We start from the raw sequence: 22,716 nt of genomic DNA, 5'->3' as shown, positions 1-22,716 counted from the left end.
TCGGGGCTAGCGCCGACTGGCAGCCAGGCATGGCATCGTCATCAGCAAACCAGCGGCTTCGCCCCTAAGCCAGCAAGCGCGCAAGGTCTCAAGGGCGCTCGCATCGCCGCTCTCCAGCCAATCGGCGTGAGCCTCGATCAGCGCCCGGTGATGCTCACCCCAAGCGCAGGGCTCCCCCGCCATCAGCTGGGTCATGCGTTGGGCATAATGGAGAGCCGCGGACGGGCGGTTGTCAAGCAGACAGACTTCTGCAGCCGTGATCAGAAAGCGATAACCATTATGACCCACGCAGCCAGCATCCAACAGCGCTTCGCCATCTTGTAGCATCGCCGAGCGATCCTCAGGGTCTTCTTCAAGCAGCGCCCGAGTACCTAGCACCCAAGGGCCGATAAAAGCCTTCAGCCTATGTTGTTCCACCAATTGCCAGGCACGCTCGATACTGGCTCGAGCCTCTGCCTGTCGTCCGGTAATCAGCTCGATTCGGGCGCGACTCTCCAGCAGAAAAGCTTCGAACCGCCCTGATCCCAAGCCAAGCGCCACCGCCATCGCCTGAGAGACTTGCTCGTCGGCCTGGATGGGATCTCCCTGGGAAATTAGAATCCAAGCCGCCGTCAGCCGAGCTACCACTTCCGCACGCCGATTGCCGACTCGCTTACCTAGCTCGGCAGCATCGAAACAGTCACTCAGCGCCTGTGCGGTTTCATTAGCATAGATACGGGCCGTACCCAGCATGAAGAGATTGGAGGCCTCCAGGTCGGCGTGACCATGCGTTCGGCAGAGGGTAACGCAGTGGTCGAAAAGCTTATGGGTACTGCGCATCTGCCCCTCGGCATAGTGAGCATCGCCAAGGCCGCTTAGGGCCTGGATCTCAATGCGCACGTCGCCACCATGGCGGGCCTGCTCAAGGGCTCGGGTATGATAGGCGCGACTGGTGGCAAAGTCGCCCCGGGGGAAATAGAGATTACCCTTGAGGTAAAGCGCCTCTGCGAGGGGCAAAGGATCCTCAAGGGCCTCGGCCAGAGGCAGCAGGCCGTCCAGAATCGCCTCTTCCGCCTCCAGGGCATCGAGCATATTCAGCACCCGAGCCAACCAAAGATCTGCGGTAATGCGCTGACACTCCTCCCGGGCAAACGTACGCGACGCCTCGAAGTGCTCTCGAGCCACCTGGATACGCCCTGTCGCCATCGCTACCTGGCCTTGCAGCAGTACAAGTCGGTACTCGTCCTTCGGCGCATAATCGATAGAACGGCATTGCCTAAGAAGTTCCAGGGCTTCCTCATACCGATAGCAAGCCATTTCCGCCGAAACCGCTTGCAGGAAGGCATTCGGTGCCTCCAGAGAACGCGCACGGTGAAGATGGCGTGCTTGCAGCACCGGCTCTACATCGTTATACAGCCCGGCCAAGCGGAGATGCAGACGATCGCGCTGTATCTTGGGAATCCCTTCGTAGATGCCCTGCAGGATCAAGTCATGCACAAAACGGTAGCTCCCCTCTTCTAGGGGGCGCACAAGACTATAGCGCTGGGGGAGTTCGGGGCGATAATCGGTCTGCCCTAGCACCTCCTGCAATAAGCCTAGGGAGAAGCGTTGCCCCATGACGGCGGCAATGCACATAGCCCGACGATCCAGGTCGGTGAGCTGATCCAACTTGGTCTGTACTAAGTTGAAAAGGCTGGCTGGCAAGCTGCGATGGGGATGAAACAACAGCAGTTGGGTTAGAAACAGCGGGTTGCCCTGGGCCTGGGTGACACAGCGGGCGGCATGCTCGGCGTGAACTGTACTGAAGCTGGCTACCAGGGCCTCGGCCTCCTGGGGACGCAGCGGTGGAAGCTCGATCAGTGTCAGGGGCAACTCGGGCAACTGTTGCCTCAAGCGGGTCTCCAGCGGATCCTGCTCCAGGCGCGAAGTAAATAGCCAGATCACTGGCGCTTCCAACGTCTCTTGCAAAAGCCCGGTGAGAGTTCCCAGCAGTGCCTCATCGGCCCAGTGCAGATCTTCAACTACCAGCAATTGGAGGCGATGAATGGAGCGCGCCAGGAGGATATCGCGGAGTGCCAGGATCAAGCGCTGACTGCGGGTCTGCGGGGTCATGGCCGCATAGAGACGCTGGGCACCCTCCGGCTGAACCAGCCCCAGCAACGGGCGTAGCACCAGGGCATGATCGACGGGTAGGCGCAGCGAAGACAGGCGTGCAAGCAGATACGCCTCATCCACCACCTCCACCTCTCCAGATGTTCTCAGCAGAGAACGCGCCAGTTGCATCAACGGGCCCTCATCGGCGCGCGTGCCGAAGTCCAACACCTCGGCCTGATGGTGATCGGCATAGACTGCAGCCATCTCGGCAAATTCGGCGCTAAGGCGGGTCTTACCAATGCCGGCCACGCCGCGGATATAGATTAGATGGCCAGCCTGGTAGGCTTGGGTGCTTTCCAGGATGGCATTCAGCTGCCCCAACTCTGCCCTGCGGCCCACCAGCTCGAAGCGGGCCTCCTGAGCCTCGTCCCGGAGATGGCGATAGCGCAGCCAATCACCGCCTTCGTCGTCGAAAACAAAGCGCTCGGCCAATTGTACCGCTACTCCACGCTCGACCCAGACGCCGCTCAACTCCTCCGCCATTGAAGGGGGCGTAGCCGTCGGCCAGTGGCCAGCCTGGAGGTATACGCTCTTTGCCCCGCCCTGCTCCACCAGGGTTGTCGCGCACAGCAGCGCACGCTGAGCATCGCTACGGTAAGCCCGGGGCAGACCAAAGAGAGCCGTTCCCGCTTCTGCCAGGCTACCGCCAAAGTGCTGAACCCATGTCGCTAGAGCAGAATTGTCGGCAGCCACGGCGTAAAGCTGTACCAGAACACGTGTACTATCCACCTCTTCTATACTAGAGGCAGCCACGGCGCTCTCTCCGGTACCCGCGGACAGCGCTTTGACCTCGACTCCATAGATCTCGGCCAAGTGACGAGCAGTTCGATAGAGCACTGCTCGTCCGCTCTCGGCCCGTTTTATGGACGCGATAGAGACGCATAGGCGCCGGTCAAAGCAGTACTCGGCTAGGGCTTCCTGACTCAGGCCAAGTCGCTTGCGATGCTGCTTCAAGCTCTCACGGTCTAACCGCAGGCGTCCATCATGGGGGGCTAACACTGTTGATTTCCTTTCCAGCGTATCTGGGTCATATAGGTACCGCACTTTATTATTAGCTTTTCAGGATTAGAGGAAAGCAAACTTACCAAACATAGCCAGTATTATGAAAGCGTTCATGCTGGCGTCTTCAATAACGGCGAAAGCAGCATCAATAGGTCGATGCGCCTCATCGGACACTTGCTACCTCGAGCTGCACGGCGAGGAGCCGAATGGCCCTGAGGAGCAAGCTCAACAAGCCTCGGTGGAGTATGGAAAGATGAACCATGTGACTTCCTGTGAATAGTCAACTCGAGCCTAAAACTGAAATCTAGATGAAATCCAAAAAACTGGGACACCCAAACGTTTTTCTCATAAGGGATACACTGTTAGTCTTTTAAGGTTTGCGTGTCCCCGTTGTTGCGCTACCGGTGGCTTATAACGCCGCAATCAAATACTCGTCCCATACACTGACTTTTTATACTTCACTATCAATCTCGCTTTGCAGCTTTTCAAGCTCATCTAGAATACGGAGAAACCTAGTGCCGAACTGGGTTACTTTATACTCAACACGAGGAGGCATCTCGTTGTAGTTAACGCGCTCCAGAATCCCAAATTCCGTATTCTTCCTTAGGCATTCATTGAGCACCTTGGTGGTTAAGCCCTCGACATTACGAACCATTGCCCCAGGCCGGTTGATGCCATTTGCCAGGAGCTGGTAAACAGTTAATGACCACTTACAACCGTAAATAGCTTCAACCATACGCGCACTTTTCTCAGGTGCTGACTTCCTCAAAAATATTTTTTCCTTTGTTTTCATCAATGTGTACCAATAAGTACCTACCGCACCAGTTTGTGCCTAATTTTCAGTAGTTTACATATATTTTAACCTATATCCACACCTTAATACCTACCTGTGGAGATAATCAGATGGAAAACACCAATAATTCTTTGGCCCTGATTGTGGGCGGATCAAGTGGAATGGGTCTTGCTACCGCAAAGTTACTGCTCGAACGCGGCATTCCCACGGTCATAGTTGGTAGTTCATCCTCAAAACTTGCTGCTGCCAAGCAACATCTTGCAGGAATGGGAAATATTGAAACAATCCAAGCAGACCTCTACGAAGCCAATGATGTTCAGCGTATTCTTGACTATGTCGCTAATCACGACCGCCATATAAAATATTTTGTAAATGCAGCGGGCAAGTTTAAACCAACACCATTTCTGGAACACGAGAGCAAGGATTACGACACTTACCTGGAGCTAAACCGTGCTGCATTCTTCATCTCTCAAGCTGTCGCCAAAAACATGGTATCCAATGGTGACGGTTCAATAGTACATGTTGGATCAATGTGGGCGAAACAAGCCATTAAAGCCACGCCTTCATCAGCCTATTCAATGGCTAAAGCCGGTTTACATGCGCTAACGCAACATATGGCGATGGAATTGGCCGACAAAAATATTCGCGTAAATGCCGTTTCTCCTGCGGTTGTGAAGACCCCCATTTACGAATCATTCATTGAACCGAGTGAAATCGACGAAACGCTTGCCACATTTGATAGTTTTCATCCCATTGGAAGAATCGGCGTTTCCGAAGATGTTGCTCATGCGATTAGCTTCTTGCTGAGCGGTGATGCAAGTTGGGTAACAGGCGCCATATGGGACGTGGATGGAGGTGTCATCGCTGGCCGAAATTAACCCGGTGATCAGAACAAACTGAATAGATTTGTTAAACATTTCCCTGACTCTACTGAATGCCCAGAACTTCTGCGGACTCTGAAAGTACCGCAGAGAAAACATTAAGCAGTGGAGCCATTATCGCAATGAAAAAGTGGGGCCAGACTATTAAATCAAATTTCTGACCCACTACCTAACCAAGGAAGCTATTATGACTCAGCCAAGCCGTGTTTTTCTTTATGCAGAATTTCAAGTATCTGCACCTTTCACCAAGGACGTATGGCAAGACGCCAATCCTGCCATGCACAACATACCGGGGCTGCGAAGCAAAACCTGGTTGAGTGGTATCAACAATCATTCTGTCGGCGGCTTCTACGAGTTCGACTCTGTTCCAAGTGCACGTGCCTACGCCGAAGGCCTGTTAGCCGATTTTGCCAAGGCTGTAGATGCCAGCCTCACCGTCAAGCTTTTTGATGGCGATGTGGTAGCCGAAGCGAGCAAAGGAATGAACTCTCCCTTCTTCACCACCTGATAGACACATCGCCTACGAGCCTAAAGTACTGCCGGTTGCGTGGACTCAAAGAGCCCACGCAGCCCTTAGGCGTCATTAGGCAATCTAACTAGTCGGCATACCGTGACGTTGGCTTTATGCCGATCTCGGGATAGGTAAAAATCGTGGAGCCAGCTAGTTGCAAGCCGTTAATCGCTGCGCATTGTTATGACCAGAAGGTAGTATCCGCAACGGCGTACATTTTCCATCCATCGGCCGTCTTGGTGAAAGCATAGAACCCATGAACACTCTCAATTTTTGAACCATCTTTTCTGCATCTGACAGCAGAGGCGACCGCATGAGCCTCACTATCATTGACAGCTGTCACCTCAAACTTCCAATCGACAGAATGATCCCAACCCTTTTCTTTTTTAAGGCTTTTTGGATCTATTGGATAGGAATCACACATTGTCACCGAGCCATTTTTAATATAGGCGATTGGATATTTGACCATTTTATCGATTAGCGTTACGTCGTTGCTCTTAAATCCAGCAACATAGTATTCCATGTAAGTTTTATGCACTTCAGACCGTAATTCTTCAAACGACATACCACCTCCTCAACACGTGCCATAACACCTGGTTAAATGGATCGAATCATGCTTGTATGGCGTTTAAGCATGCATATGGCGACACTACTAAGCCTTGATCGACTGAGCACGATACTTTCCTCACTACGCACGGGGTCGGCTCAACAAATAGTTGAGATGCGCCCGCACCTCTGGCCATTCGCCCTTGTGCAGGCTATACATCACCGTATCGCGAATCGTACCGTCTCGGCGCAGCACGTTGCCACGGATCACGCCGTCCTTTTTCGCGCCTAGGCGCTCAATTGCACGCTGGCTGGCAAAATTGAAGTTGTCAGTACGCCATCCGACTACATTACAGTCCAGCGTCTCGAAAGCGTGTGTCATTAGCAGCAGCTTGCAAGTGGTGTTGACATGGGTGTGCTGCACTCGCTTGGCGTACCACGTGTAGCCAATTTCCACTCTTTTTACGTCAGGCAAAATATCATGGTAGCTAGTAGAACCAAGTACCGTACCGCTGGACTCTTCAATGACGGTGAAGGCAAAGCGATGGCCCTCCTCTCGGGCTTTTAAAGCGGTATCTATATAGCGGTACGTCTCGTCAGGCGCTGGTACCGATGTAATGCGCAGGTTCCATAGCTCCCCGTCCGCTGCGGCAGCACGCAGACCGGCTTCATGGTTGAGTGTAAGCGGCACGATTTTTACGCCGCGCGCAGAGAGGGTGACGGGTTCGACAAAGGCCATATGTGTACTCAAATATCTTCTGAAGGCGGTCAAGGGAGAAGCTTAACGATGAGCGTAAACAGCTGGATTTAAAGCAGCCAGGTCGCATTGACGTTTTTATTAACCAAAGAGGCCAAACATGGGGAGGTCTTAAAGAATCCTCGTCTGCTTGCAGGATTACAGCTTGAGTTTCATTCCTTCGTGAGACGCGACGAAGCCGAAGCCCTCATAAAAGCGTAATGCAGCCGGCCTCAACTTGTCAGTTGTGAGCTGAACCAGAACACACCCTCTTTCTTTAGCGCGATTTATGGCCCACTCAAACATAGCGCGACCAATTCCAGATGACCGGATTTCCTTGGATACGCGAACGCCCTCTATCAGTGCTCGCCATCCCCCCTGGTAGGTTAGATATGGAATGAAGGTAATTTGAAGCACACCCACAATATGATGGCCTTTAACTGCAACTACCAACTCATTGTTAGGATCAGCATCGATAGCTTCGAAGGCCATATGATAGGAATGAGACAGAGGACTTGAAGGATCTTCACGCTTTAGACCAAGATTATCATCGGCTAGCATCTGAACGATAGCTTGCAGATCTTGGCGGGTGGCCACGCGAAACGAAACGCTTTTCTCTAGAGTCTCACACATCTCAATTCCTCCTTTTAATAACTAGAGCAAAGCGCACCAGCGGCCTTTTGGGAGCAAAAAAAGACAAGGCCATCCTCATGCCACATATTGTTATGCACTGTTAGGCATCATGCCGCTGCCCAATGCAAATCAGCGCAGTAGGTTCCAAGTCTGAAGGCAATCTCAATGCTTCCTTCACCCTTGGGTCAGCGAATCCTGCCACTAGAACACAACCAACGCCGAGAGCAGTACTCTGAAGATGGACATTTTGTGCTAGAGCACCAGTTTCCATATATACATAGCGAGCGCCACGCTCTCCCTGGGGTGGCTGAGCTTCAAAGTGCCGAGCTGCCTCTCCCAGTTTCGCGGCAACTCCAATGACGAGAGCCGCTTCTTTCAACCATGGTTGATCGCCAATCCCTAGCGCTTGCACTGCCCCTTCCGGAACACGGTTCCCAATTAACTTTAACGAATGGTTACCAGCCTGATACTCATAGATACCGGGCTCAAGTTGAGATACCCGCTGCACCAAAATTTTTAGGTGCAGCGGGTATAATCCGCCTGCCGATGGCGTTGCTCTTTTTGTATCCGGCCCTGTTACGCCCTGGGCCGACCAAAGCAATTGAGACAAAACACCGATAGGGAGCGGTGCATTCGTGTACTCCCTCACGCTGCGCCGAGCCGCAATACTGCCAACCAATGACGTGGAGCCTTGCTGTTCTGATTCTGGTGCAGGTAAGTCGAAGACCATACGTTTACTCCCTATGCATAACGGTGATTATGCGATGCTAATCGACGACGAACAACTTAGCTCCCTGCTCCGTCGAAGAACGATGAAGTTCGGCATTGTCGGCAACTTGATAGCTCGAACCAGGCGTGAGAACAAAACAACGACCATCGTCTAGCTCAGTATGAAGCTCACCTTCGAGGCAGAGCAATATGTGCCCTTTAGCACACCAATGATCCGCCAGATAGCCAGGACTGTACTCAACCATACGAACCCGAATATCCCCGAAATTTCGAGTCTTCCAATAAGCAACGCCGTGTTCTCCGGAGTGCTCAGTCCTCTCAACTTCAGACCAATCGGTGACCCCAAAAGGTAAATCTGTAATGTTCAAGTTTCTTCTCCATAAGTACATAACGCCAGCCAGCATGCGTGGTCACGGAGTGGAAACAAAGTCGGAGTGGAAAGATGTCCCGTGACTGGCCTCGTTAGCGCCTGGCTTTGCAGCGTGCTAAAGCACAAATTAGGCACGTCCGACAACAGCCATTGGTTCAATGCTCTTGTATGTGCACAAACTGGAGCAATGCATCTTCCGGCCCATTGAAGACTATGATGACCGAACTTTACAACATAGCTACACCCAAAAAAGCGTCAAAATTCAATATCCTACTTCGCCGATATTCAAAGTGGCCTTCTGACGATTCTGGCAACCCATATCGTTATTCCACTGGGCAAGCATTCAACATTTGGAAACCAGTCGATGCGGAGCCTCATACCAGAAATATCGTTCGAAGAACAGCAAGTACTACTAGTAACTCCCCAAATTTCCTCGGTGCCAGAAAAATATTTCAAAAACCCCATCGATCCCCTTTCGCATTGCAGGGATCAGATCGTTGAGGCACTGGATTTCGCAGTCAAACGCAGCCAACACGGGCAACTTTGTAGTGGAAGCGAAGCCGCAATAGATAAACTGTTCTCGTGCTTGGCTTGGTTATGCATTTACGGCTCAATGCGAATTGGGGTTCCGTTTGGCACAGCGTGCCAAATTTCTTCCATCGCGACATTAGTAACCGCTATGCAACCATCCGTCCAATCCCACCGTTGGAGTAGCCGACCCAACCAGCCGAACCCGTTCATCTGACCGTGGATCATGATCATCCCTCCGGGCGAGACACCTCGCGCCTCTGCTTGTGCTTGATCATCCTCGTTTGGGTATGAGACGTGGAGGGACAGATGAGCCATGCTGTTTGGGTTTCTCCAATCGAGTACATAGTCGCCTTCCGGTGTCCGTTGATCACCTTCTTCCTGCTTGTGTCCGACCGGATCACCCCCAAGTGCAATCTGGTATTCGCGGTAGGATTCCCCATCCCTTAAGAGATAAAGCTTCCGCTCTCCCTTTATAACGAGCACTGCTTCTGCCTGCGGAACATCTGCGGCGAACAACGCAGGCAAGCGGGAATCTGCAAAGTAGAGTCCAGCCCCAAGAGCCAGAGCAATTAGTAGGGTTGCTAGTAGTCTATATCGCACTTTAACCGCCTTTAGGCATAACTTTAAAACGAAGCGGCGCGTACCATGCGTCCGCCCTCCGTGATTTGTTAGGCAAAACACGTACAGCCAGAGGCCTTTCGCTAGCCTCGACCTGCCGAGTATGCTCAACACATGCATTAAGATTATAATCACTGGCTAAGCCAGACCCACTCTACTATTGAACGCCAAGCCTCGGGCCAATTACTGTGAACACTCTCCATCGAAGTGAAAAAAGCCAAACTAGGCCTGTTCGCAAAGGCCTGCACCCGAGGAATCTACACAACCAAGGCTATGACTTCCCAGCTCTCGTAAAAAGCCACCCAGCACTAGCCACGCATGTGAAACCGAACGCTTATGGCGACCTTTCCATCGATTTCGCAGACCCACTGGCAGTAAAAACGCTCAACGCCGCGTTATTAAATCGATACTACGATATTGTCGGCTGGGACATTCCAGAGGGCGCGCTTTGCCCTCCAATTCCAGGCAGAGCCGACTATATTCATCACATGGCGGATTTATTGGAGTTTAGGCTTGGACATGAACAGCCCAACATCAAGCTGCTCGATATTGGGACTGGAGCCAATGGAATCTACCCGCTACTGGCCTGCCAACTATACGGCTGGCAGTGTGTGGGTAGTGACATTAACCCTCAATCGCTTGAGAACGTCACCACAATTATTACCAACAACCCCAAGCTCAAAGATCGCTTCACGCTACGTACGCAGCACGATAAAAACCACATTTTTGAAGGGATCATACAAGCTGGGGAGTTCTTTGACGTCAGCGTATGCAATCCACCCTTCCATGCCTCGCTCGATGAAGCACTTAAAGGCAGTCAGCTTAAACTCAATAACCTTGCGCATAGTCGCGGTGAGCAAAAAGCAAACACCTCACCCCCTACGCTGAATTTTGGCGGCATGGGGGCAGAGCTTTGGTGTAAGGGGGGCGAACAGCTGTTTCTTAAAAAGCTGATACGAGAAAGCCAGGTGTATGCAACTCAATGCCGCTGGTTTAGCAGCCTGGTTTCAAAAGCTGACAATGTTAAGCCTGCCAAGAAGTTGATTCGCAAGCTCGGTGCCGTTGATGTACGGGAAATAGAGATGAAGCAGGGAAATAAAGTTACGAGGGTATTGGCCTGGACATTCGTCTGAGCTGTTCCCGAAGTGGAGCATGATTATGCGAAACCTGCAGTGACATTACTCCGTTACAAGCACATCACCAGGGATGGAAAAACGACAAGTCTAGCTTGTGCTCGATTAAATAATACGCTGAATGTTCAAAGGATCGGGGTGGAGCTGGTCTTGGTAGTTGATCACCACCACGGCGTTTTGATCGTGGTTATAGGGCTTGAGGAGCAGCACGCTGACTACTTCGTGTCTGTTTTCTCGAACCTACCAAAACTCAGGCGGCAAAGGGTTTCTCTACAGCCTCAACGCTTGGCTATGCGGCGTGCTGGAGCGCAGCGTATGCACGTTCGGCAGAAACCACTTGTTAAGGCATAATACGCTCCCTGAGCGCCTGAAGTGATTGCGTGCCTGTTCGACTCTTTTCTCTCGTTTGGTCTAAAATTGTTCGCTAACTCAGGCCGGATTGAAAGCTTTCGAGGCACAGTTTTTCAAACAACCTGATATCGTCATCAACTAGATAGCCCCACTCAATATCGTGATATTCCAATAACTCAGGAGCAGCCGAACACCAGCTGAAACCTAATTCTCCGTCTGGGCCTTGAAGAATAGAGCTCATCGCTCACCCCCCACTTGGCCAGAAGAAAGCCCATACGCTCAGCTGTTTTTTTGGCTCAATTTCAAGTATTTCTGCCGTAACGACATTCTCGGGCACAAATGGGTCTTGATTAACTCGGCTCTCAAGAGCTTCCCTTGACTCACCATGAGCAAGAACAGAACCTCCAAGATTAGGTTCAAGTTAAACGCCCGCATCAATTACCTGTTGTGCTTTCTCACGAAGAGGTTAAGCGCGTATTAATCATCTGGGCCTGTGAATGTGATGGTATGAAAGGAATTAGCAGGTACGCGCAGCCTCTAGTCTAATGAACTAAAACGAAACCACGCTACCACCACGGCATACATGGTTTACGTTATAACGCTCCAATGGCGACCGAGTACGCGATGAGGCGTCCCTCCCACAAAAGATGACTAGCGTAGCAACCAGGAAAGCACTAGCAGCAGTAACAGAATTCCCGCCACCCCCTGCCAGAAACGCCGCGGCTCCTGGCGGCTCTCCTCCCGATTAGGTAGCCTCCCAAGCGGCACCCTAAGCGCATGCAAAAACTCGGACATACGCCTAAACCGCAGCGCCCTTTGTGGATCCAAGGCGCGACGTAGCGCGTCGTCTAATTCCTGGGAGATCTCAGGATTGGTGGTACGCGCGCTGCGATAGGTCAGCTCTTCAAGGTCGGTATGGCTGCGCAGCCTGTTGGGTGTCAGTGTATAAGGTAATGCACCGGTCAAAAGCCAGTAAGTAGTGGAGGCTAGCGAGTACTGATCACTACGCCGTCCGATGCTGTCGCCCAAGGCATACTCTGGTGCGGTGTGTTCATTAAAGCCAATCTGCCTGAGCAACTCACCTGAATGGCGATGCCCTTCGCCGTCACGCATATGGCAGGCACTAAAATCGGTGAGCACGAGCTTGCCATGTGGGTCGATCAAAATATTATCAGGATTGATCTGCTGATGAATAATATCCCGATGATGCAGCGCCTGTACCGCTTTACCCAGCTGATTGGCAATATCCAGGCGCTGGGTCAGGCTAGCTTGCGGATGGCGCTCTCCCCACTGGCGTAGCGTCTCGCCTTCAATATGCTGCATCAGGTAATAGAGGTAGCGTCGCGGCCGAGACGGTTCCATCACCTTAACCACAAAGGGCGAGTTAACACGTTCGACCACCCACTGCTGGAGCAAAAAGTGCTCAAGATAGGCATTGCGCAACGAAAGCTCTGGGCTGGGCGCTTTCATGACCATTTCCCGCTCGCTATGCACATCACGGACGCGATATACCCGCGACTGCGCCGTTCGCGATAGCACGGCGAGCACCTCCAGGCCGTCAAGACGTTCCCCCGCAGACAACTCAGGGGGAATGGGAAGGTCGCCATAGAGCTGCCCCGGATGCTCGGTCACCTCTTCAGGCAATTCATCAATACGTACCAACTGGAAACAGAACTGATCACCACCATAGCCGCGCTCCTGGGCGCGCTGCTTCGCTTCATCGGCTAGCCGCTCGCAGGCGGCATCCAAATCACTGGCATCCTGGCGAATCAAGCGTACATAGTCAGAAGGCAGCAAAGTGCCGCGCACGCCCTGGGTAGTGAACAGAAACAGATCGCCCTGTTTAAGCGCAATGTGGGTGTAATCGATATCGACACTGCCATCCAGACCCAGCGCCCGTGAAGGGTAACGATAGCCGCCTAAATCAGTCACATGGTCACGGCTTAGCTGTTCAAACTCCGCACCTCGTAAGCGAAAGACCAGCGTATCCCCCATGTGGAACAGGTGGGCTTCACGGCCACGAAACACCATCGCCGACATGGATGAAACAAAGCTGCCCTCTTTAACATGCTGGCTTTGGCTGTAGCACCAGCTGTTGAGCGCGCGTAATACACGCGTAGCAGAGGTTTTGACATCCCAGTGGTCGGGAGTTGAAAAGTAGTCGGCCAGAAAGCCGCGTACACTTAAATCACCGGCCTGCTTGGCCATGGTATTGCGCGAAATGGAGTCGCTAATCACCGCACAGCCGCCTTTGGCGCGAAGCAGCGGCGCTTCAGGAAAGCGAACCGACATTGAACTGCGGTGTAGGCGCCGATCGGGCGCGACAAACGCTTGACCATAACTGATGAGCAACTGGGCGTGCGACAAGTCATCCTCCTAGGCTGCCGACTCGTTCGAGGGACATCACTGTCAACCAACACTATTGATAAACTCTGGCTATGATACACGCAGCGGAACAGAAACGATCCCCGCCAAACGTCTCTATCGTATTCGGCCCATTTGAAGGGCTAATAAATGATCACTAGCGGCCAACCTATGTCGCATTGGTAATCGGCCAGTCATGTTCGTATAATTCTTCGCCATCAACGACTCTGAAACGATTGCCTAACCACTGCACGACTCTAGCCACAGCACTACCAAGGAATCAACGATGAACTTCGATAATATCCCTGCTGGAAAGGATCTCCCCAACGACGTTTACGTGGTGATCGAAATTCCAGCCAACCACGACCCGATCAAATATGAAATTGATAAGGACATGGGCGCGCTACTCGTTGACCGCTTTATGGCCACGCCCATGTTCTACCCCGCCAACTACGGCTTTATCCCGCATACCCTCGCCGACGATGGCGATGCACTGGACGCCTTGGTGGTGACTCCGCACCCCGTTCAACCTGGCAGCATTATTCGCGCGCGTCCGGTAGGCATCCTGAACATGACCGACGAAGCTGGTGAAGATGCCAAGTTGATCTGCGTGCCCCATGCCAAGCTAAGCTCCCTTTACGATGATGTCCACGAAGTTACCGACCTGCCTGAGTTACTGCGCCAGCAAATTGCTCACTTCTTCGAGAACTACAAAGATCTCGAGAAAGGAAAATGGGTAAAAGTCGAGTCTTGGGAAGGCGCTGACGCAGCTCGCAAGGCGATTGAGAAGTCCGTTACCGCCTATCAAAAAGCGTAACAATCTCCTTGCGGTGTATCTTTCCGCCGCCAAAGGAATAAGAGACCGCCTTCGGGCGGTCTTTTTATATGCGTAGGATTAAGGCACTGTTAGGGGCCGCGTCACGTCACCGCAGCGTATACGCCAGGGGCTTAAGGTTGCGGTATGCTATTCGCCTGTCATTGCGATGCCATTGATTAAGGACGCACCGTGTTATCTCTTAAACGCCTGAGCCTGTTTACATTATTGACTTTCTTTCTTGGCTTGCTATCGCTAAGTGCAAACGCCCAATGGTTTTCATCGTCTAGCAACCAAGACGAATTTTTACCGGTTATGGAGGCCTTTCAGCCGACCGCTTGGCATGATGGCGATACGCTCTATATCGGCATGGATATCGCAGATGAATACTATCTATATCGCCACCAGTTTGCGGTAGTCAGCCAAACGGAGAATGCCAGCCTCGGCGACCCCATCATCCCCGAAGGCATCTTTACCAACGATGAGTTTATGGGCGATGTGTATGTGTTCCGCGACCAGGTAGTGCTTGAAGTACCGCTGGAAACCCCCTTCTCTGGCCCGCTCAATATTGCATTGACCTTTCAAGGATGCGCCGATGCGGGGCTCTGCTACCCGCCAGAGCAAACAACCCTAGAGGCCAGCGAAACCCAACTCCCCAGCCAGTTTGCCGATTGGCAAACCGATAGTAAGGCATCCAGTCAGGCAGTCAGCTCCTCAACTGCTAATTCTTCACAACAGAATGATTTCACCGCCCCCCAAAGCGAAGATAGCCGCTTCAGCGCTTTGATCAGCGATGCCAGCCTACCGTTAGCGCTGGGGCTGTTTTTTATTGCCGGCCTGGGGCTTACCTTTACCCCCTGCGTGCTGCCGATGATTCCAATTTTGTCATCGATCGTGGTCGGCCAGAACCCCACACGCCCCCGCGCCTTTGCCCTTTCGTTAAGCTATGTCCTCGGTATGGCGCTGACCTACGCCCTGGTCGGGGTGTTAATGGGACTGTTTGGCGCCGGGCTTAATCTCCAGGCGCGCCTGCAGTCAGCACCGGTATTGATCACCTTTGCGGTGCTCTTCACGCTTTTTGCCCTGGCCATGTTTGGGGCATTTAACCTTAATATGACGCCTCGTTTTGCCAACCGCGTTGACGCTTGGCAGGCACGCGCTCAGCGCAGTGGCCCAGCCGGCTTAGCGCTAGCTGGCGCGCTCTCGGTACTGGTGGTATCGCCCTGTGTAACGGCGCCTTTAGCCGGCGCGCTGGTGTTTATCTCTTCCACAGGGGATGCCGCCATGGGCGGCTCGGTGCTGTTTGCGCTGGGCATGGGCATGGGCGTGCCGCTTCTGTTGGTCGGAACCTTTGGCACCACGCTGCTGCCCCGTTCTGGCGCCTGGATGAACGGCGTAAAAATTGCCTTTGGCCTACTGCTGCTGGGTGTAGCCATTTGGATGATCGAGCGCTTAGTGGCCGCGCCTATTGCGCTGCTGCTATGGGCAGCCCTTGCTATCGGTACGGCGCTAGCGCTTGGGGCACTGAGTTTCAATCAACCGCAGGGGTGGCCGCGGGCACGCCAAACGCTGGGGCTTCTGCTGCTAGCTTGGGGGGTAGTGTTGGTGATTGGCGCCGCTCAGGGGGGCAGCAACCCCCTGCGCCCCCTTGCCGCAACCTCCAGCATTTCCGGCGAACCACAAACAGAAGCACTCGACTTCATCAAGGTAAACAGCTTAAACGAGCTTGAAGCGACTATCGCCCAAGCTGAAGGCGCCAATCAGCCCGTCTTTGTCCACTTTACCGCCGACTGGTGCATTTCGTGCAAGCTGTTAGAGCGGGATGTGTACCCTGACCCGCAGGTCTCCGCGGCGCTTCGCGATTACACATTGATTGCCGCCGACGTCACCCACACTGATTCCCAAAGCCGTGAATTGCTGAATCAATTTAACCTCTTCGGGCCACCCAGCCTGCTGTTTTTCAGCCAGGGTGAGGAGATTCGAGATGCACGCATTCAAGGCGAAGTGACCGCCAACCAGTTGCGTGAACATCTGGAATTAGTCAGCCAGTGGCTAGCGAATAGCTAACGCAAGCCCTACGCTAGCGACTCATTGGAGTACTTAAGTCGCTTTTTGGCGCGAACATCGTCAAACAGTTGTTTAATTCTTCACTATAGGGTGGTTTGGGCGTTGGCTTAGCCTGTTGCTGGACATCCTGGCACTTTTTCGGCAAACTCCGCTCCCATATTAGCTAAAAACTTGCTTTTTAACGGTGAGAACGGGGTAACGTTCGCTAACATGCAGCGTTCTCTTCATTTTTAAAATTGGTTTACTGCGCAACGTACGCGCCATAAAGAGCTCCCTGTACCTATGCTGGAGCGCTTTGTGACTACCTTTTAAGACATTGATAGGGCTATGCCATGGATATCCGCAAAGTTAAGAAACTGATTGAGCTACTCGAAGAATCCAATATTAGCGAGATTGAAATTCAGGAAGGCGAAGAGTCAGTACGCATTAGCCGCCATCCTAACGGTGCTTCGTGGCAGCCGCAGCCGATGCCGCAATATGCGCAGCATCCTGGCTATGCACCAGCTGCCCCCGCAGCGGGCGCTCCGGCCTCAGCACCGGCTACTGAAGCAGAGCCTCAGGGTGCAAGCTACCGTGGCGAGGCAGTCAACTCCCCCATGGTAGGCACCTTCTACCGCAGCCCTGCACCGGGCGCCAAGTCGTTTGTAGAAGTCGGCGATAGCGTCAAGCAAGGTGACACTGTATGCATCATTGAAGCCATGAAAATGATGAACCAGATTGAAGCTGACCGCGACGGTGTAGTGGAAGCCATCCTGGTGGAAGATGGCGAGCCAGTTGAATTCGATCAACCCATGATCGTTATCGCTTAATCTTTCATTTTCAACACGGGTGGACTCTCCCATGCTGGACAAGGTACTTATCGCCAACCGCGGCGAGATTGCCCTCCGTATCCTGCGGGCCTGTAAAGAACTGGGCATCAAAACCGTAGCGGTACACTCCAAAGCTGATCGTGAACTGATGCACGTTCGCCTGGCGGATGAAGCCGTGTGTATTGGCCCGGCTTCGTCAGCGCAATCCTATTTAAACATACCGGCCCTGATCAGCGCAGCCGAAGTCACCGACTCGACCGCTATTCACCCTGGCTACGGTTTTTTGTCTGAAAACGCCAACTTCGCTGAACAGGTTGAGCGCTCAGGCTTTACCTTTATTGGCCCCCGCGCCGAGACGATTCGCCTGATGGGCGACAAAGTCAGCGCCATCCAGTCGATGAAGGAAGCGGGCGTTCCCACGGTGCCAGGCTCAGATGGCCCCTTGGGTGATGACGACGCAACTAATCTCGCCACCGCGCGCCGCATTGGCTACCCGGTGATCATTAAAGCGGCCTCAGGCGGCGGTGGTCGTGGTATGCGCGTGGTGCACACCGAAGGCCATCTGCTTTCGGCGATTACCGTTACCCGCACTGAAGCCCACGCCGCCTTCGGTGACGGCACGGTCTACATGGAAAAATTCCTTGAGAAGCCGCGCCACGTCGAAGTACAAGTACTAGCCGACGGCCAGGGTAATGCGATCCATCTTTATGACCGCGACTGCTCGCTTCAACGGCGTCACCAGAAAGTACTCGAAGAAGCCCCGGCGCCAGGCCTAGACCCTGAGGCCCGAGCCCAGGTGCTTGAAGCGTGCCGCCAGGCGTGTATCAAGATCAACTACCGCGGTGCAGGCACCTTTGAGTTCTTGTACGAAGACGGTGAATACTTCTTTATCGAGATGAACACCCGTGTTCAGGTTGAGCACCCGGTCACCGAAATGGTCACCGGTGTGGATATCGTCAAAGAGCAGCTGCGTATTGCCTCGGGCTTGCCGCTGTCTATTCGTCAGGAAGATGTGCAGCTCAATGGACACTCTTTTGAGTGCCGCATTAACGCCGAAGACTCGCGCACCTTTATGCCTTCACCCGGTAAGGTAACGCTGTTTCACGCTCCCGGTGGTTTGGGCGTTCGTATGGACTCTCACCTCTATACCGGCTACACCGTACCGCCGCACTATGACTCTCTAATCGGCAAGCTGATCACCTGGGGCGCGGATCGCGAAATAGCCCTGACGCGGATGCGGAATGCCCTCGACGAGCTGCTGGTGGAAGGCATTAAAACCAATATCGACCTGCAAAAGGATTTGGTTCGCGACAGCTACTTCCGCCAAGGCGGTGTCAATATCCACTATCTGGAAAAGAAACTCGGCAGCTAATCCAGCAGCCAAGCGCTTTCCGGCGCACAGTGTGATACCCAACGGGGTGGCCATGTCCACCCCGTCCTTGTCTTTACTGTATGTGTGCTTACTGTATATGTCTTTAATTCGCCCTGCGGAGAACCTTCATGCCCTGGCTTCAACTCAAAGCCCACGTCGCCCCCGAACAGGCAGAGCTCCTAGAAGAACTACTGCTTGACGAAGGCGCAACGGCTATTGGCCTTCAGGATGCCCACGATGATCCGGTATTTGAACCCGAGCGCGGCACAACCCCGCTGTGGGAAGATACCATTCTCACCGGCCTGTACGATGACCTTGAGGGCGTCGAGAGCATGCTGGAGCGTATTGAGGCCGCCTGGTCAGAGCAGATGCCTGGTGAACCCTGCCCGACCATCGAGTATGAGCTGCTTGCCGACCGAGACTGGGAACGCGAGTGGATGGATGACTTCACGCCGCTGCGCATGGGTCAACGGCTATGGATTGTACCCAGCTGGCACGAACCTCCCGAGGCCGACGCCGTTAACTTGATACTCGACCCAGGCCTCGCCTTTGGCACCGGCACGCACCCAACCACAGCCCTGTGTCTTGAGTGGCTGGATGAGCTGGCCGTAGCCGGTCACTTAACCGAGCAGACGATATTAGATGTGGGCTGCGGTTCGGGCATTCTCGCTATCGCCGCGCTCAAGCTGGGTGCCAGCCATGCAGATGCCACCGACATTGACCCCCAGGCGCTGCAGGCTAGCCGCGAAAACGCAGAACGTAACGGTATTGCCGAGTCGGGTTTAAACCTCTACTACCCCGAGCAGTTAAGCGATAGCGGTGATTACCCTATCGTGACCGCCAATATTTTAGCGGGCCCGCTGGTTGAGCTAGCGCCAATGATTGCCGGGCATGTGGCGCCAGGCGGGCGCATTGCGCTATCGGGGGTTTTGGCAAACCAGGCAGATGAGGTTTACGAAGCCTATGCCGCGCAAGGCATTGCTATGGATGAGCCAGTGATTCGCGAAGGCTGGGTACGGCTTAGCGGCGTGCGTCCGCGTTAAAGCGGCAATTGGCCTTCACCCCACCACCGAGTAGGCGTATCATACGCCCCCTTGAAACGCCTACTTGCCACCAGTCCAGCTCTCACGGCTCAAAACCAACGAAGTCCAACGCCATGACGTTAAGCACACTACCTGCCAGCATTGGCCCGTTTGCATTACCTAATCGTGTAATGCTTGCGCCCATGGCTGGCGTCACCGACCGCCCTTTCCGCCAGCTATGCCGGCGGCTTGGAGCTGGCTGGGTAGTAGGTGAAATGGTCACTTCAGACCCCAGCTTATGGCATACTCGCAAATCGCAGCTGCGCATGGATCACCGCGGCGAGCCCGGCCCCCGCGTAGTACAAATCGCCGGAGGCGACGCTGAAATGCTCGCCCAGGCGGCGCGCTTGAATGCCGAACTGGGCGCGCAAATTATTGATATCAATATGGGCTGCCCGGCCAAAAAAGTGTGTAACAAAGCAGCAGGGTCGGCACTACTTCGCGATGAAGCCTTGGTGGCCGAGATTCTCGATGCGGTGGTGGCAGCGGTGGATATACCCGTGACGCTGAAAATCCGCACGGGCTGGTGCGCCGAATCCAATAATGCCCTGCGTATTGCCCGGCTCGCTGAGTCAACAGGCATTAAAGCACTCGCAGTACATGGCCGACATCGCCAGCAGCGCTATACTGGACAGGCAGAGTACGACACAATTGCCGAGATCAAATCTCATCTATCGATCCCGGTGATTGCCAACGGCGACATAACAAGTCCGGAAAAAGCCGCCGAAGTACTCGCCTATACCGGCGCTGATGCAGTGATGGTCGGCCGTGGAGCTCAGGGCAACCCGTGGATCTTTCAACAGATCAACCACTACCTCCAACATGGAGAGCGGATGGCGCAACCAAGCCTTACCGAGCGCCACCAAGTGCTTCACGGGCACTTACAAGCATTACATGAGTTTTATGGCACCACCATGGGTGTGCGTATCGCGCGCAAACATGTCGGCTGGTACCTCAGTGATGACCAACGCTTTACGCCGCAACAACAGCGCGCGCTTAAGCAGCAGTTCAATGCGTTAGCGTCACCTGAAACGCAATTTGATTGGATCAACGACGCGATGGCCCCCGGCGCCGCCACGCGTTTGCTAGCCAAAGGAAGCTATGCTGCATGACCGAACGCGATCTTCTATCTAGCGACAGCTATTCCAGCGACGCCTATTCCAGCGAGGGCTACTCCCATTTAGCGGGCACGCTAGCGGATCCTGCGGCTAACTCACCGCCCCAGCCACTTCGGGAGGCGGTTGAAACGGCTATGCGCCGCTACTTTGAGCATCTAGATGGCAGTCAGGCGACCGATCTTTACGCTATGGTGATGGCCGAAGTAGAGGCGCCTTTACTGGCCTGTGTCCTGGAGCACACCGACGGCAACCAGACCCGGGCCGCAGACGTGCTAGGGCTAAACCGTGGCACCCTGCGCAAGAAACTCAAGCTATACGGACTTATCGAAGGTGACGCCCCATAACCCTGGGGCGTTGTTGTTTTTAATTATCGACTCTGCACACGAGCACTCTAATGGCTGATACCCCTCCCATGGCTGATAATCCTTCCCTGACTGACAGCAACGCTACCCCCGTCCGCCGCGCTCTTCTGAGCGTTTCTGATAAAACCGGCATTGTAGAGTTTGCCCGCGGCCTCACTGAGCGCGGCGTTGAACTCCTCTCCACTGGTGGCACCTTCCGTCTACTGCAAGAAAATGCTATTGCCGTGAAAGAAGTGTCTGAGCACACAGGCTTCCCCGAAATCATGGATGGCCGCGTTAAAACGCTGCACCCGAAAATTCACGGCGGCATTTTGGCCCGTCGCGGCCAGGATGATGCGGTCATGGCTGAAAATGACATCACACCAATCGACATGGTGGTGGTCAATCTCTACCCCTTTGCCGCCACGGTAGCCAAGCCCGATTGCACACTTGAAGATGCTATCGAGAATATCGATATCGGCGGCCCCACCATGGTTCGCGCCTGCGCTAAAAACCATGCTTACACCACTATCGTCGTCAATAGCAGTGACTACGCGCGGGTGTTGGGCGAGCTGGCTGCCCAAGATGGCCAAGTCAGTAGCGCCACACGCTTTGATTTAGCGGTTAAGGCCTTTGAGCACACCGCCGGCTACGACGGTGCCATTGCTGACTACCTAGGCCGTAAGGTCAATGCCGCTGATGAAGCGTTCCCACGCACCTTTAACCTGCAGCTCGATAAAAAGCAGGATATGCGCTACGGCGAAAACCCGCACCAAAAGGCAGCTTTCTACGTTGACCCCCAGGCAAGCGAACCCAGCGTTGCCACGGCAAAAATGCTTCAGGGCAAACCCCTCTCGTATAACAACGTCGCCGATACTGACGCTGCATTTGAGTGCGTAAAAGCCTTTAGTGAGACGGCCTGCGTCATTGTTAAGCACGCCAACCCCTGCGGCGTCGCCATTGGCGCCACCGCCTTAGCCGCTTACGACAAAGCCTTTACCACCGACCCTACTAGCGCGTTTGGCGGCATTATCGCTTTCAATACGCCATTGGACGCCGAAACCGCCCAGGCGATTGTTGACCGCCAGTTTGTTGAGGTGATTATTGCCCCAGGTGTCAGCGACGAAGCGGCCGCCATTGTGGCAAATAAGCAAAATGTACGTTTGCTGGACGTCAGCGCTCACTGGCCCGGTGAGCAGCAGCCTGCGCTGGATTTTAAGCGCGTCAACGGCGGTTTGCTGGTACAAGAGCGCGACGACGGCATGGTCACCCGCGACGAATTGACCGTGGTCAGCCAGCGCGCGCCCAGCGAGCAGGAACTACGCGATCTTGCCTTTGCCTGGCGAGTAGCCAAATTCGTCAAATCCAACGCCATTGTGTATGCCAAAGAAGGCCAAACGGTGGGCGTTGGCGCAGGTCAAATGAGCCGTGTTTATTCGGCTAAAATTGCAGGTATTAAGGCCGCAGATGAAGGCCTTTCGGTTCCCGGTTCGGTGATGGCGTCTGATGCCTTCTTCCCCTTCCGTGACGGCATCGATGCTGCCGCAGCAGCAGGTATTACCGCGGTTATTCAGCCAGGCGGCTCTATGCGCGACCAAGAAGTGATCGACGCCGCTAACGAAGCAGGCATTGCCATGGTCTTTACCGGCATGCGCCACTTCCGCCACTAGGCCTCTAAAGAACCAGCATTAGCAACAAAAAGCCCCTTAGGCGCTCTTTTGACGGAGCATGCCTAAGGGGCTTTCTTGCTTTCACCAACAAATATTAATGGATCACTGGTCA

The 22,716-nt window shown here is 53.9% G+C and carries 20 protein-coding genes and 2 pseudogenes; 12 read left to right on the top strand and 10 right to left on the bottom strand.

Annotated elements, in window-relative coordinates:
- Nucleotides 1-6: 6 nt before the first annotated feature.
- Nucleotides 7-3,132 carry an ATP-binding protein gene (locus tag KF947_RS21620; protein WP_227405083.1) on the bottom strand — a complete coding sequence of 1,042 codons (3,126 nt, stop codon included), beginning with the start codon at nt 3,130-3,132 and terminating at the stop codon, nt 7-9.
- Nucleotides 3,133-3,586: 454 nt separating this feature from the next.
- Nucleotides 3,587-3,928, bottom strand: coding sequence for a winged helix-turn-helix transcriptional regulator (locus tag KF947_RS21615; protein WP_133730675.1), 342 nt, complete (start codon nt 3,926-3,928; stop codon nt 3,587-3,589).
- Nucleotides 3,929-4,038: 110 nt separating this feature from the next.
- Here KF947_RS21615 and KF947_RS21610 point away from each other — a divergent pair, with 110 nt between their 5' ends.
- Entirely contained in the window at nt 4,039-4,806 is a 768-nt protein-coding gene (locus KF947_RS21610; protein WP_227405082.1) for an SDR family NAD(P)-dependent oxidoreductase, read from the top strand.
- Nucleotides 4,807-4,996: 190 nt separating this feature from the next.
- A complete protein-coding gene (locus tag KF947_RS21605; RefSeq protein ID WP_133730673.1) occupies nt 4,997-5,317 on the top strand; it encodes a YdhR family protein in 321 nt (106 codons plus the stop codon).
- Between the two features lie 184 nt (nt 5,318-5,501).
- On the opposite strand, the gene KF947_RS21600 is transcribed toward KF947_RS21605, so the two are convergent.
- From KF947_RS21600 to KF947_RS21580, 5 genes are all read right to left on the bottom strand, one after another.
- On the bottom strand, nt 5,502-5,885 hold the full coding sequence (locus KF947_RS21600) for a hypothetical protein (protein WP_133730672.1): 384 nt from the start codon (nt 5,883-5,885) through the stop codon (nt 5,502-5,504).
- Between the two features lie 123 nt (nt 5,886-6,008).
- Nucleotides 6,009-6,605 (bottom strand): GNAT family N-acetyltransferase, encoded by a 597-nt coding sequence (locus KF947_RS21595; RefSeq protein ID WP_227405081.1) that lies wholly within the window; start codon nt 6,603-6,605, stop codon nt 6,009-6,011.
- Nucleotides 6,606-6,761: 156 nt separating this feature from the next.
- Nucleotides 6,762-7,235, bottom strand: a complete 474-nt coding sequence (locus KF947_RS21590) for a GNAT family N-acetyltransferase (RefSeq protein ID WP_133730670.1) — start codon at nt 7,233-7,235, stop codon at nt 6,762-6,764.
- A gap of 100 nt (nt 7,236-7,335) precedes the next feature.
- Nucleotides 7,336-7,965: a SagB/ThcOx family dehydrogenase gene (locus KF947_RS21585; protein ID WP_227405080.1), complete on the bottom strand. Its 630-nt coding sequence runs from the start codon at nt 7,963-7,965 to the stop codon at nt 7,336-7,338.
- Nucleotides 7,966-8,002: 37 nt separating this feature from the next.
- Entirely contained in the window at nt 8,003-8,332 is a 330-nt protein-coding gene (locus tag KF947_RS21580; protein ID WP_133730668.1) for a DHCW motif cupin fold protein, read from the bottom strand.
- A 258-nt stretch (nt 8,333-8,590) separates the two neighbouring features.
- Between KF947_RS21580 and KF947_RS21575 the strand changes: the two are divergent.
- Nucleotides 8,591-8,842 (top strand): annotated as a pseudogene (locus KF947_RS21575) (CcdB family protein); the annotation flags it as partial.
- Between the two features lie 95 nt (nt 8,843-8,937).
- Here the strand turns inward: KF947_RS21575 and KF947_RS21570 are convergent.
- On the bottom strand, nt 8,938-9,603 hold the full coding sequence (locus KF947_RS21570; protein WP_227405079.1) for a L,D-transpeptidase family protein: 666 nt from the start codon (nt 9,601-9,603) through the stop codon (nt 8,938-8,940).
- 68 nt (nt 9,604-9,671) lie between these two features.
- On the opposite strand from KF947_RS21570, the gene rlmF reads away from it, so the two are divergent.
- Entirely contained in the window at nt 9,672-10,616 is a 945-nt protein-coding gene (rlmF, locus tag KF947_RS21565; RefSeq protein ID WP_227405078.1) for a 23S rRNA (adenine(1618)-N(6))-methyltransferase RlmF, read from the top strand.
- A 427-nt stretch (nt 10,617-11,043) separates the two neighbouring features.
- On the opposite strand, the pseudogene KF947_RS21560 reads toward rlmF, so the two are convergent.
- Both KF947_RS21560 and KF947_RS21555 read right to left on the bottom strand, forming a co-directional pair.
- Nucleotides 11,044-11,208 (bottom strand): annotated as a pseudogene (locus KF947_RS21560) (DNA-3-methyladenine glycosylase I); the annotation flags it as partial.
- Nucleotides 11,209-11,618: 410 nt separating this feature from the next.
- Nucleotides 11,619-13,334 (bottom strand): bifunctional protein-serine/threonine kinase/phosphatase, encoded by a 1,716-nt coding sequence (locus tag KF947_RS21555; RefSeq protein ID WP_227405077.1) that lies wholly within the window; start codon nt 13,332-13,334, stop codon nt 11,619-11,621.
- Nucleotides 13,335-13,617: 283 nt separating this feature from the next.
- Here KF947_RS21555 and ppa point away from each other — a divergent pair, with 283 nt between their 5' ends.
- The 8 genes from ppa to purH all read left to right on the top strand — a co-directional run bounded on the left by ppa (nt 13,618) and on the right by purH (nt 22,604).
- Complete coding sequence (ppa, locus tag KF947_RS21550; RefSeq protein WP_022523655.1) at nt 13,618-14,148, top strand: inorganic diphosphatase; 531 nt, start codon at nt 13,618-13,620, stop codon at nt 14,146-14,148.
- Nucleotides 14,149-14,337: 189 nt separating this feature from the next.
- A complete protein-coding gene (gene dsbD / locus KF947_RS21545) occupies nt 14,338-16,212 on the top strand; it encodes a protein-disulfide reductase DsbD (protein WP_227405076.1) in 1,875 nt (624 codons plus the stop codon).
- A 332-nt stretch (nt 16,213-16,544) separates the two neighbouring features.
- Nucleotides 16,545-17,021 (top strand): acetyl-CoA carboxylase biotin carboxyl carrier protein, encoded by a 477-nt coding sequence (gene accB / locus KF947_RS21540; RefSeq protein WP_133730661.1) that lies wholly within the window; start codon nt 16,545-16,547, stop codon nt 17,019-17,021.
- Nucleotides 17,022-17,052: 31 nt separating this feature from the next.
- Complete coding sequence (accC, locus tag KF947_RS21535) at nt 17,053-18,393, top strand: acetyl-CoA carboxylase biotin carboxylase subunit (protein WP_133730660.1); 1,341 nt, start codon at nt 17,053-17,055, stop codon at nt 18,391-18,393.
- 128 nt (nt 18,394-18,521) lie between these two features.
- Nucleotides 18,522-19,436, top strand: coding sequence for a 50S ribosomal protein L11 methyltransferase (gene prmA, locus KF947_RS21530; protein ID WP_227405075.1), 915 nt, complete (start codon nt 18,522-18,524; stop codon nt 19,434-19,436).
- A 113-nt stretch (nt 19,437-19,549) separates the two neighbouring features.
- Nucleotides 19,550-20,587, top strand: coding sequence for a tRNA dihydrouridine synthase DusB (dusB, locus tag KF947_RS21525; RefSeq protein ID WP_227405074.1), 1,038 nt, complete (start codon nt 19,550-19,552; stop codon nt 20,585-20,587).
- A complete protein-coding gene (fis, locus tag KF947_RS21520) occupies nt 20,584-20,937 on the top strand; it encodes a DNA-binding transcriptional regulator Fis (protein WP_133730657.1) in 354 nt (117 codons plus the stop codon). The genes dusB and fis overlap by 4 nt, the downstream gene beginning before the upstream one ends.
- Before the next feature lie 50 nt (nt 20,938-20,987).
- Nucleotides 20,988-22,604 carry a bifunctional phosphoribosylaminoimidazolecarboxamide formyltransferase/IMP cyclohydrolase gene (gene purH, locus KF947_RS21515; protein ID WP_227405073.1) on the top strand — a complete coding sequence of 539 codons (1,617 nt, stop codon included), beginning with the start codon at nt 20,988-20,990 and terminating at the stop codon, nt 22,602-22,604.
- Nucleotides 22,605-22,716 lie beyond the last annotated feature (112 nt).

Origin of the sequence: Halomonas sp. FeN2, from assembly GCF_020595105.1 — a bacterium.
GTDB classification, from domain to species: domain Bacteria; phylum Pseudomonadota; class Gammaproteobacteria; order Pseudomonadales; family Halomonadaceae; genus Vreelandella; species Vreelandella neptunia.
The sequence above is the reverse complement of the archived record's forward strand: the minus strand, read 5'-3'. Positions and strand labels throughout refer to the sequence as shown.